We start from the raw sequence: 7,383 nt of genomic DNA on the forward strand, positions 1-7,383 counted from the left end.
AGTCGCATGATGTGGTTTGACAAAAACGACCAACGTACTCTATTTGGAGACCTCCGCTATGAAGAACACACTTTAAAAGATCGAAACTACTCCCGGCATCTGGAAATTCACCCTGATATAAAACTGGATTTCAGAGACCTACCATTCCCCGACAACAGCTTCAAGATAATAGTTTTTGATCCACCCCATCTCATCCGCGCCGGAAAAAAATCATGGCTGGCCCTTAAATACGGCAAGCTTACCCAAAGCTGGCAAGATGACCTTAAACAAGGATTTGCTGAATGCTTCAGAGTATTGGAAATCGGCGGAATACTGATCTTCAAATGGAATGAAAACCAAATATCAAACAAAGCGGTTTTAGAATTAACACCATACAAACCACTGTTCGGTCACACAACAAACAGAAAAGGTCAAACAATCTGGTTTACTTTTATGAAAGACTAGCAATGCAAAAAGAAGATTGGGTACAGGAAACGATCGATTATGCCCACCATCATTAAATTAGCCCTGATCATCATCCAAATCATCATCGAACGCATTATCCGCCATCGGTTCAGCTACTGGGCCGATGGCACACCAAGGAAGCAGCATGAAAAAGAGAAAACGGTACCAACCCAAAACCTTTGACGGCATACCCCCACACATGATAGCCATCATGAAAACCAGCCGTCGCAGCCTGACCGTCAACGAAATCGACAAAGCCATTGCCCCACTGCTGAAGTACATCGACCACCTGAAAACAGGAACAGCCAACGAGACCGACTTATGGGCTGCCTGCTGTACCAATTACCTCATGGTTGAATTAGTCCTCATCCTACAAAGTACCAAAATCCAAGCCGATGACACCGTACAAGAAATCGCCCGCATTAAACTAAGCATCGCCCGCGATTATTTTGTAAACCACGTCAGCGACACACTCGAAGCCCAACAACTCCGAAAAAACAACATTGGCCGCTTCGTAGCCACCGGCGACGAAATCAAAATACTCGAATCCGCCGTCGAACAAGCAAACGAAATATTAAGCCTGGCCGACTACGGCCACTTAATCCAAGCCCACGCTCAAACCGCGCCGCTACTGAACAAACTAACCAACGACATAAACCACAGAAATCAAAAACAGCAACAAAAACCAAACCACTGACAAACCAAAGGCCGTCTGAAATTTCAGACGGCCTGTTTAACCTTAAATCTTCTTAATACTTTCTTCCCACTGCAAACGCTCCTCCTCTTCAATCGCCCGCTTTTCGGCTTCTTCTTTTTCCTTTTTCTCGTCCTGAAGCCTATTCTCTATTTTCTCCACTTCATCGGATACATTTTTGTCAAAAACCATAATAGATATTGCATTATCAGGGCATCTTCTTCGATCATACAAATATAGTTTTGTCCCACTTAACGGATTTCCTGACAAATCATCTAAAAAGTTTTCGAATATGCCCGCATTCACGCCCTCTATGGAGGGTAATAAAATGATAAATCTCTCCGCCTCTTTTACATGAATGCAACTTGAGCTGTTTATCGCTTCTTTCTCGACAGATTCAGTACCGTACTTATCCGTCAAAGCCTTAGCAATATTGAAAACCTCATTCCTATCTTCAATAGCCCTTTTAACACTGCCCACATCTCTAAGGTCATACGCATCAAGCGTATAATGTATTGCTATGTGGTACAACCTGCCTTGATGAAACTTCATCCATATTTCTGGAGCGGTAAAATCTTCGGTCAAAGCCAAATCTTCATACACCCATCTGTAAGACGACGGATAAAGGTCATCTCCTTTCAAAAGCCTCGGCTTCTTACCCTGTTTCTTGGCAATCATTTGTTTGACGTACTGCTCGGAATCACCAATCTTCAGAAACCCGATACCGTCCACCAATGGTTGCGCAACCGTAGCAGCAGATATCAAACAACCAACTACCAAAGCTGCAAAGCATTTCATCTTTACATTTCCTTGCGTGATTTAATCGAATTTTATCATGCCAAATTATATTTCCCTTGACAAGTATTTTCTTTTTGCCTTACATTCCGAGTCAAGAGGTGTCGAAGCCTCTAAATAAGTTCAGTTTTGTACAAGGCCGCATCACGGCGGAATCGTGATTTTTTTGCGTCCGTAGTTTTCTTGGTTTCCTTTGGTTTGTTTGTTTCGATACGCCAAGTTTCCTATGGCCGCGAGGGCGACTAATACAATACCCGCTTTGGCGGGGAATACGTCCACCCTAACCTTGTACAGGGCTTCGAACCTCGCGGCCGCCCGTTCCGGGCACACTCGAAAATTAAGTACAAGGAAACTTCAAATGAACCAAGTTCAAAACATCTCTTTCCACGGCCAAACCTTATCCGTTTTTTCCCAAAACAACCAACACTACGTCGCCATGAAGCCGATCGTTGAAAATATCGGCTTGGATTGGGTCTCACAACATAAAAAAATCCAACGCAGCGAAATCTTAAATTCAACTATGGTCATGATGACCATAGTTGCAGAAGACGGCAAAAAACGTGAAATGCTCTGTCTGCCATTAGACTACCTCAACGGCTGGCTGTTCGGTGTGGACGCCAAACGCGTCAAACCCGAAATCCGCGAACGGCTGCTGCAATACCAGCGCGAATGCTTCAAAGTTTTAAACGCCTATTTCAACAAACCCATCAACCCGCCGCGCATAGCCTTGCCATCAGTGACCGACCAAATGCCAAATCGCAAAGAGTTGGAACAAGTCGTCATGATGTTGGGCGACCGCCTGAAAGAAATCCACAACTGGGGCAGTAGCAATTTGGACAGCTATATCGAACGTCAGGCAGGGAAACCCTTAAACCGCTGTACTTATCAAGAAATCGTCGCCCTTATCCGCCGCATGCACCGCGATACGCAGGACTCATCAGGCCGCCCGATTGTGAAAGGCTCGGCAACCACAAATAGAATCAACAGCGAAACCCTGCCCGATGCCGTCAACACACTGGAAACGTCCAATAGCCTGATTTTGTCTGCCGTGGCCGCAACAATGAAAAGCGGCACGAAATGGCGTGACAAAGCCAATCAGGCACTATACGAAGCAGCCAATCTACATGAAGTGCTGCTAAACATCCTGGAAGGAAAACGCTACCGAAACGAATGCCCAGACATCACGGAAACACAAATCGTTACCGCACTGATGGAGGCAGGGAGGCAGCACAACTTTATCAGCTTCCTAATTACTGAATAAATAATACGGCACAGGCCGTCTGAACATTTCAGACGGCCTGTTTCACAATCTCAACCCTGATAAAACATCTTCCAATTACTAAAGAAATCCGTTATCCCTTCCCCATGCAGCCGCGCTACTGCCTGATCATAATACCGGCGCAAATAATCACTATACCATTGCGCCAGTTCACGCCGCTCATTAAATCTGAATTCTTGAGCTGTCAGATAATGCGGTAAAGAAGAAAACCCCGCCCTCTTTAACGCCGATTTGCTCACATGCCCAAGCGCCAAATCCATCGTCAGAATATCCTTGCCGTTCACCAGGCAGATATTCGTCATCAAGTGTCTAAAACCGTGCATGGTAGCATTCGATTTACCGGCATGCCGGCCATCATAACCACACTGCTTAATCGCCTGATGCCCAAGCTTTACGCCGACAGTACCCGATACACTATCATTCCTCATGGCCGGGAAAACAAATTCATGCCGACCCGTTACCTCACGCAGCTCAGACAGCAATGCCACCGACCAATCAGACAGCGGAATCAAAAAATCATTCCGCATCTTCATATCTTCGCCTGGCATAAGCCAGACTTTACGATCCAAATCCACATTTTCCCACCGGCTGGCCACTATCGACCCACTCCGTGGCGCAATCAGCGCGGTAAGCAATACCAGATACTTGGCCAAAGCCGTAATTCTTTCATCTTTCAAGAGCGAATAAAAAAACAATGTCAACTCGCTCTCAGACAAATGCGCATCAGGTTTGGATTGATAAGGCGTAAGCAAACCCTTGGCCGTTTCGACAGGATTACGCCTATCACTGATAACTATGCCCTTACGAACAGCATAATCCCACACCGCTTCAGCAATCTGCATTACACGCGTTGCCCGCGCCGGTATATTCTTGGCATTCAGCCATTCCACAAACTCAGACATATCCAGCGCCGTAATGGCATTAATATCCGTATTCTTTCGGAAAAATTCATTGATATGCGCAAGGCTCGCCCTGTCGCCATCCAACGTATTTTTAGCCAGCTTGCCTACCCGCGATTCATACCATGCCGCACCCAAATCGACCATACTTTGCCCACCGGCCGCCACCCGCGCCGCCTGTTTTGCAGATCGCTTCAACGCACCCGGGTCTATCCCCTCATAAAGCTGCCGCTTTGCCTCAAAAGCCGCATCACGCGCCGCCTTAAGCGTCACGACCGGATAAACACCGATAGACAACACCTTTTCACGGCCACCGTACCGATATTTCAGCCGCCAGTATTTCCCACCGGCAGGATGCACAAACAAAAACAGCCCGCCGCCATCGTAAAGCTTATAAGCCTTATCCCCCGGCTTGGCCGTGTCAATTTTCCGCTGCGTCAAACGGTTGGATTCCGCCATTTTTCCTAACCTTTACAAAATATACCCCAGAAAATCCCCCCTAATTAATGTTGCTTTGAGTGGTTTTCCGTATATCGCCGTATATTACAGGCAAAATAAAAACCCGCTTAATATACTGTTTATAAGCAGGTTTGTACACTTCTATATACGGCTGTATATTGTGACCGAATTTAGAAACCATTTTCCATCATGATTTCGCCGGGGATGCGGTTGCGGTGCATGGCGTAGCCCAAATCCATCAGGGCTTGGAAAGTGTCTTTGACCATTGCTGGATTGCCGCAGACCATAAAGCGCGTATCGGCTTTGGTAAACTTAAAGCCGACTTTTTCTTCCAAGCCGCCATTCTTCAGCAATTCGGGAATCCGTTTGCCGCTCAATGCGCCTTCCGTTTCCTCACGCGTGGTAACCGGAACAAAAGTGAATTTATGGAAATATTCTTCAATCAGCGGATGCTCTTTCAAATCAGCGAGGCGCTGGTTGAAAATCAACTCGTCGGCGTAAGAGACGGAATGCGCCAAAACCAAACGGTCGAAACGCTGCCAGATTTCAGGCTGCTCGATAATGGAGAGGAAAGGTGCAATGCCGGAACCCGTGCAGAGCATGACCAAATCTTTTCCGTCGGGGAAACGCTCGGGCAAGAGGAAACCGGTAGCCGTTTTATCCAGCAAAATAGTATCGCCCTCTTTCATCGCGGCAAAACGCGCCGACATCGGGCCGCCTTCGATTAACACCGCGAAATACTCAAGCGTATCGGCGTATTCGGCAGACACGACAGAATACGCGCGCCAAATAAAGCCCTCGCCGTCACGGAAACCAAGGCGCGAAAACTGCCCTGCCGAAAAACGGTAGGACTCGGGACGGCTGATGGCAAAAGTCATCAGCTTAGGCGTATGGTGTTTGATCCACAAGACTTTTTCTTCGGTAAACTTGGCTTCTGGAGAAGCTGCCATAATAGGTTTCCTTGATATTCGGTATCAGTTTCAAATAGGGCTTATTATAAAGATTCAAAAGGCCGTCTGAAATATTTATTTTCAGACGGCCTTTAAGATTATTCACGGCGCAAACGGATACTGATGCCTTTTTGTTCCAAAATCAAATCGTTACCGTCAAAACGATAGTTCCACACGCTTTGTTTGCGCAAAAACGCATCTTCCAGCTTCATGTCTTCACACAGCATCATGCTTACCGCAATATGGCCAAAATCAATTTTATCCGAACCAATCGTATTGGCTTGAAACATCATGCCGTTACATCCCATCTTGCCATACGCCTTAGGCATCTCGCTCAAATCCAGATAGGCATCAGTACCGGCCAAATCTTTTTCGGTGAATTTATTGAAAGCGACAACACGCCATTTGGCGGCTAAAGTAGGCTGCGCCGTTTGTTGAGTTTGTATCTGCGATTTAGAGGCTTGTTCAGGCTGAGATACTGAAGGAGATGTACAAGCTGCCAAAACCACCATACTCATTAATGCGCCGAATAATGTTTTCATATCCATTCCTTATGTATTACTAAAGGCCGTCTGAAAAACCATTCACTTTCAGATGGCCTTTAAGCCTTATTTACAAAGTCGTATCCAATGCTTTGGAAATATCGTTCCAAATATCGTCAACGTCTTCAATACCGACAGAGAAACGCAGCAGGCCGACTTTGATGCCCATTTCCATTTTCACATCATGCGGCACGCCGCTGTGGGATTGGGAATAGCAATGGTTGACCAGACTTTCCACGCCGCCGAGGCTGGAAGCCATTTTGACCAGTTTCATGTTTTTAATCACGCTATTGGCCGCTTCACGCGTGTCATTTTTGAGATAAACCGTCACCACGCCGCCGATGCCTTTGGGCATTTGTGCTTGGGCGAGTTCGTAATGTTCGTGAGACGGCAGGCCGGGATAGAACACTTTTTCAATGGCAGGATGGGCTTCCAAACGGCGCGCGATTTCGAGTGCGTTTTGGCAATGGGCGTTCATGCGCAGAGCCAGCGTTTTGATACCGCGCAACACCAGCCAGCAGTCCATCGGGCCTGCAATCGCGCCGGTATGCACCATCATGTCGTGCAAAGGCTGCGCCAGCTCTTTGGTTTTGGCAACGACTACGCCCATCAATACGTCGGAATGGCCGCACAAATATTTGGTAGCGGAATGGAACACAAAATCACAACCCATATCCAACGGCTGTTGCAGATACGGCGTGGCAAAGGTGTTGTCGATGCCGACCAGCGCACCGGCTGCTTTGGCTTTCGCGGCAAGCGCTTTAATGTCTACCAATCTCAAAAGCGGATTGGACGGCGTTTCCAGCCAAACCAATTTGACATTGTGCGCTTTGAGCAGCTCGTCCAGATTATCCGGATTGCCCAAATCGGCAAAAACAACGTTCACACCCCATTTTTGATAAACATCAACCAATAAATCATAAGCACCGCCGTAAATATCGGCGACGGCAACAATGGTATCGCCCGGGCACAGGAAAGTACGCCATACGGCATCAATCCCCGCCATACCGCTGGAAAAGGCAAAGCCGGCCGCACCGTGCTCCAAATCGGCAACGGTATCTTCCAATACCTGACGGGTTGGGTTGCTCAGGCGCGAGTAGCGGTAAGGCACATTTTCGCCAATCTCGTGCAACGCGAACATACTGTTTTGATAAATCGGCGGCATCAGCGCACGGTTGTGTTCGTCGCAATCGTAGCTGGAATGAATGGCTTTCGTGGCGAATTTCATTTGGTCTCTGCCTATGTAGATGTGAATAATCGAAGATTTTATCACTATCTGAAAAATAGAAACAATCAATGCAGGCGGATAAAGCAAGTGATA

At 47.1% G+C, this 7,383-nt stretch carries 9 protein-coding genes; 4 read left to right on the forward strand and 5 right to left on the reverse strand.

The window, feature by feature from the left end; translation table 11 throughout:
- Positions 1 to 6 precede the first annotated feature (6 nt).
- The 3 genes from ACTHSP_RS02320 to ACTHSP_RS02330 are packed head-to-tail and all read left to right on the forward strand — an operon-like array spanning position 7 to position 1,141.
- On the forward strand, positions 7 to 444 hold the full coding sequence (locus ACTHSP_RS02320; RefSeq protein ID WP_440345555.1) for an SAM-dependent methyltransferase: 438 nt from the start codon (positions 7 to 9) through the stop codon (positions 442 to 444).
- Between the two features lie 39 nt (positions 445 to 483).
- Positions 484 to 627 (forward strand): hypothetical protein, encoded by a 144-nt coding sequence (locus tag ACTHSP_RS02325; RefSeq protein ID WP_188209626.1) that lies wholly within the window; start codon positions 484 to 486, stop codon positions 625 to 627.
- Positions 590 to 1,141 (forward strand): hypothetical protein, encoded by a 552-nt coding sequence (locus ACTHSP_RS02330; protein ID WP_440345556.1) that lies wholly within the window; start codon positions 590 to 592, stop codon positions 1,139 to 1,141. The genes ACTHSP_RS02325 and ACTHSP_RS02330 overlap by 38 nt, the downstream gene beginning before the upstream one ends.
- A 42-nt stretch (positions 1,142 to 1,183) precedes the next feature.
- Here the strand turns inward: ACTHSP_RS02330 and ACTHSP_RS02335 are convergent, their stop codons facing one another.
- A complete protein-coding gene (locus ACTHSP_RS02335) occupies positions 1,184 to 1,936 on the reverse strand; it encodes a hypothetical protein (protein ID WP_440345557.1) in 753 nt (250 codons plus the stop codon).
- Between the two features lie 355 nt (positions 1,937 to 2,291).
- Between ACTHSP_RS02335 and ACTHSP_RS02340 the strand changes: the two genes are divergently transcribed.
- Positions 2,292 to 3,194, forward strand: coding sequence for a phage antirepressor N-terminal domain-containing protein (locus tag ACTHSP_RS02340; protein ID WP_440345558.1), 903 nt, complete (start codon positions 2,292 to 2,294; stop codon positions 3,192 to 3,194).
- Between the two features lie 50 nt (positions 3,195 to 3,244).
- Here the strand turns inward: ACTHSP_RS02340 and ACTHSP_RS02345 are convergent, their stop codons facing one another.
- From ACTHSP_RS02345 to ACTHSP_RS02360, 4 genes are all read right to left on the reverse strand, one after another.
- Positions 3,245 to 4,570: a tyrosine-type recombinase/integrase gene (locus tag ACTHSP_RS02345; RefSeq protein WP_440345559.1), complete on the reverse strand. Its 1,326-nt coding sequence runs from the start codon at positions 4,568 to 4,570 to the stop codon at positions 3,245 to 3,247.
- Positions 4,571 to 4,740: 170 nt separating this feature from the next.
- Positions 4,741 to 5,520, reverse strand: a complete 780-nt coding sequence (locus tag ACTHSP_RS02350; protein WP_070608885.1) for a ferredoxin--NADP reductase — start codon at positions 5,518 to 5,520, stop codon at positions 4,741 to 4,743.
- Between the two features lie 98 nt (positions 5,521 to 5,618).
- A complete protein-coding gene (locus ACTHSP_RS02355; protein WP_440345560.1) occupies positions 5,619 to 6,062 on the reverse strand; it encodes an META domain-containing protein in 444 nt (147 codons plus the stop codon).
- Positions 6,063 to 6,132: 70 nt separating this feature from the next.
- A complete protein-coding gene (locus tag ACTHSP_RS02360; protein ID WP_440345561.1) occupies positions 6,133 to 7,290 on the reverse strand; it encodes a trans-sulfuration enzyme family protein in 1,158 nt (385 codons plus the stop codon).
- Positions 7,291 to 7,383: the final 93 nt, after the last annotated feature.

This window comes from Neisseria sp. P0001.S005, assembly GCF_051963715.1.

What these genes read in the sequence shown, in the direction of transcription:
- ACTHSP_RS02325 (WP_188209626.1), top strand. Translation starts at nt 484, where the DNA reads ATGCCCACCATCATTAAATTAGCCCTGATCATCATCCAAATCATCATC.
- ACTHSP_RS02355 (WP_440345560.1), bottom strand. Translation starts at nt 6,062, where the DNA reads ATGAAAACATTATTCGGCGCATTAATGAGTATGGTGGTTTTGGCAGCT.
- ACTHSP_RS02350 (WP_070608885.1), bottom strand. Translation starts at nt 5,520, where the DNA reads ATGGCAGCTTCTCCAGAAGCCAAGTTTACCGAAGAAAAAGTCTTGTGG.
- ACTHSP_RS02320 (WP_440345555.1), top strand. Translation starts at nt 7, where the DNA reads ATGATGTGGTTTGACAAAAACGACCAACGTACTCTATTTGGAGACCTC.
- ACTHSP_RS02340 (WP_440345558.1), top strand. Translation starts at nt 2,292, where the DNA reads ATGAACCAAGTTCAAAACATCTCTTTCCACGGCCAAACCTTATCCGTT.
- ACTHSP_RS02335 (WP_440345557.1), bottom strand. Translation starts at nt 1,936, where the DNA reads ATGAAATGCTTTGCAGCTTTGGTAGTTGGTTGTTTGATATCTGCTGCT.
- ACTHSP_RS02345 (WP_440345559.1), bottom strand. Translation starts at nt 4,570, where the DNA reads ATGGCGGAATCCAACCGTTTGACGCAGCGGAAAATTGACACGGCCAAG.
- ACTHSP_RS02330 (WP_440345556.1), top strand. Translation starts at nt 590, where the DNA reads ATGAAAAAGAGAAAACGGTACCAACCCAAAACCTTTGACGGCATACCC.
- ACTHSP_RS02360 (WP_440345561.1), bottom strand. Translation starts at nt 7,290, where the DNA reads ATGAAATTCGCCACGAAAGCCATTCATTCCAGCTACGATTGCGACGAA.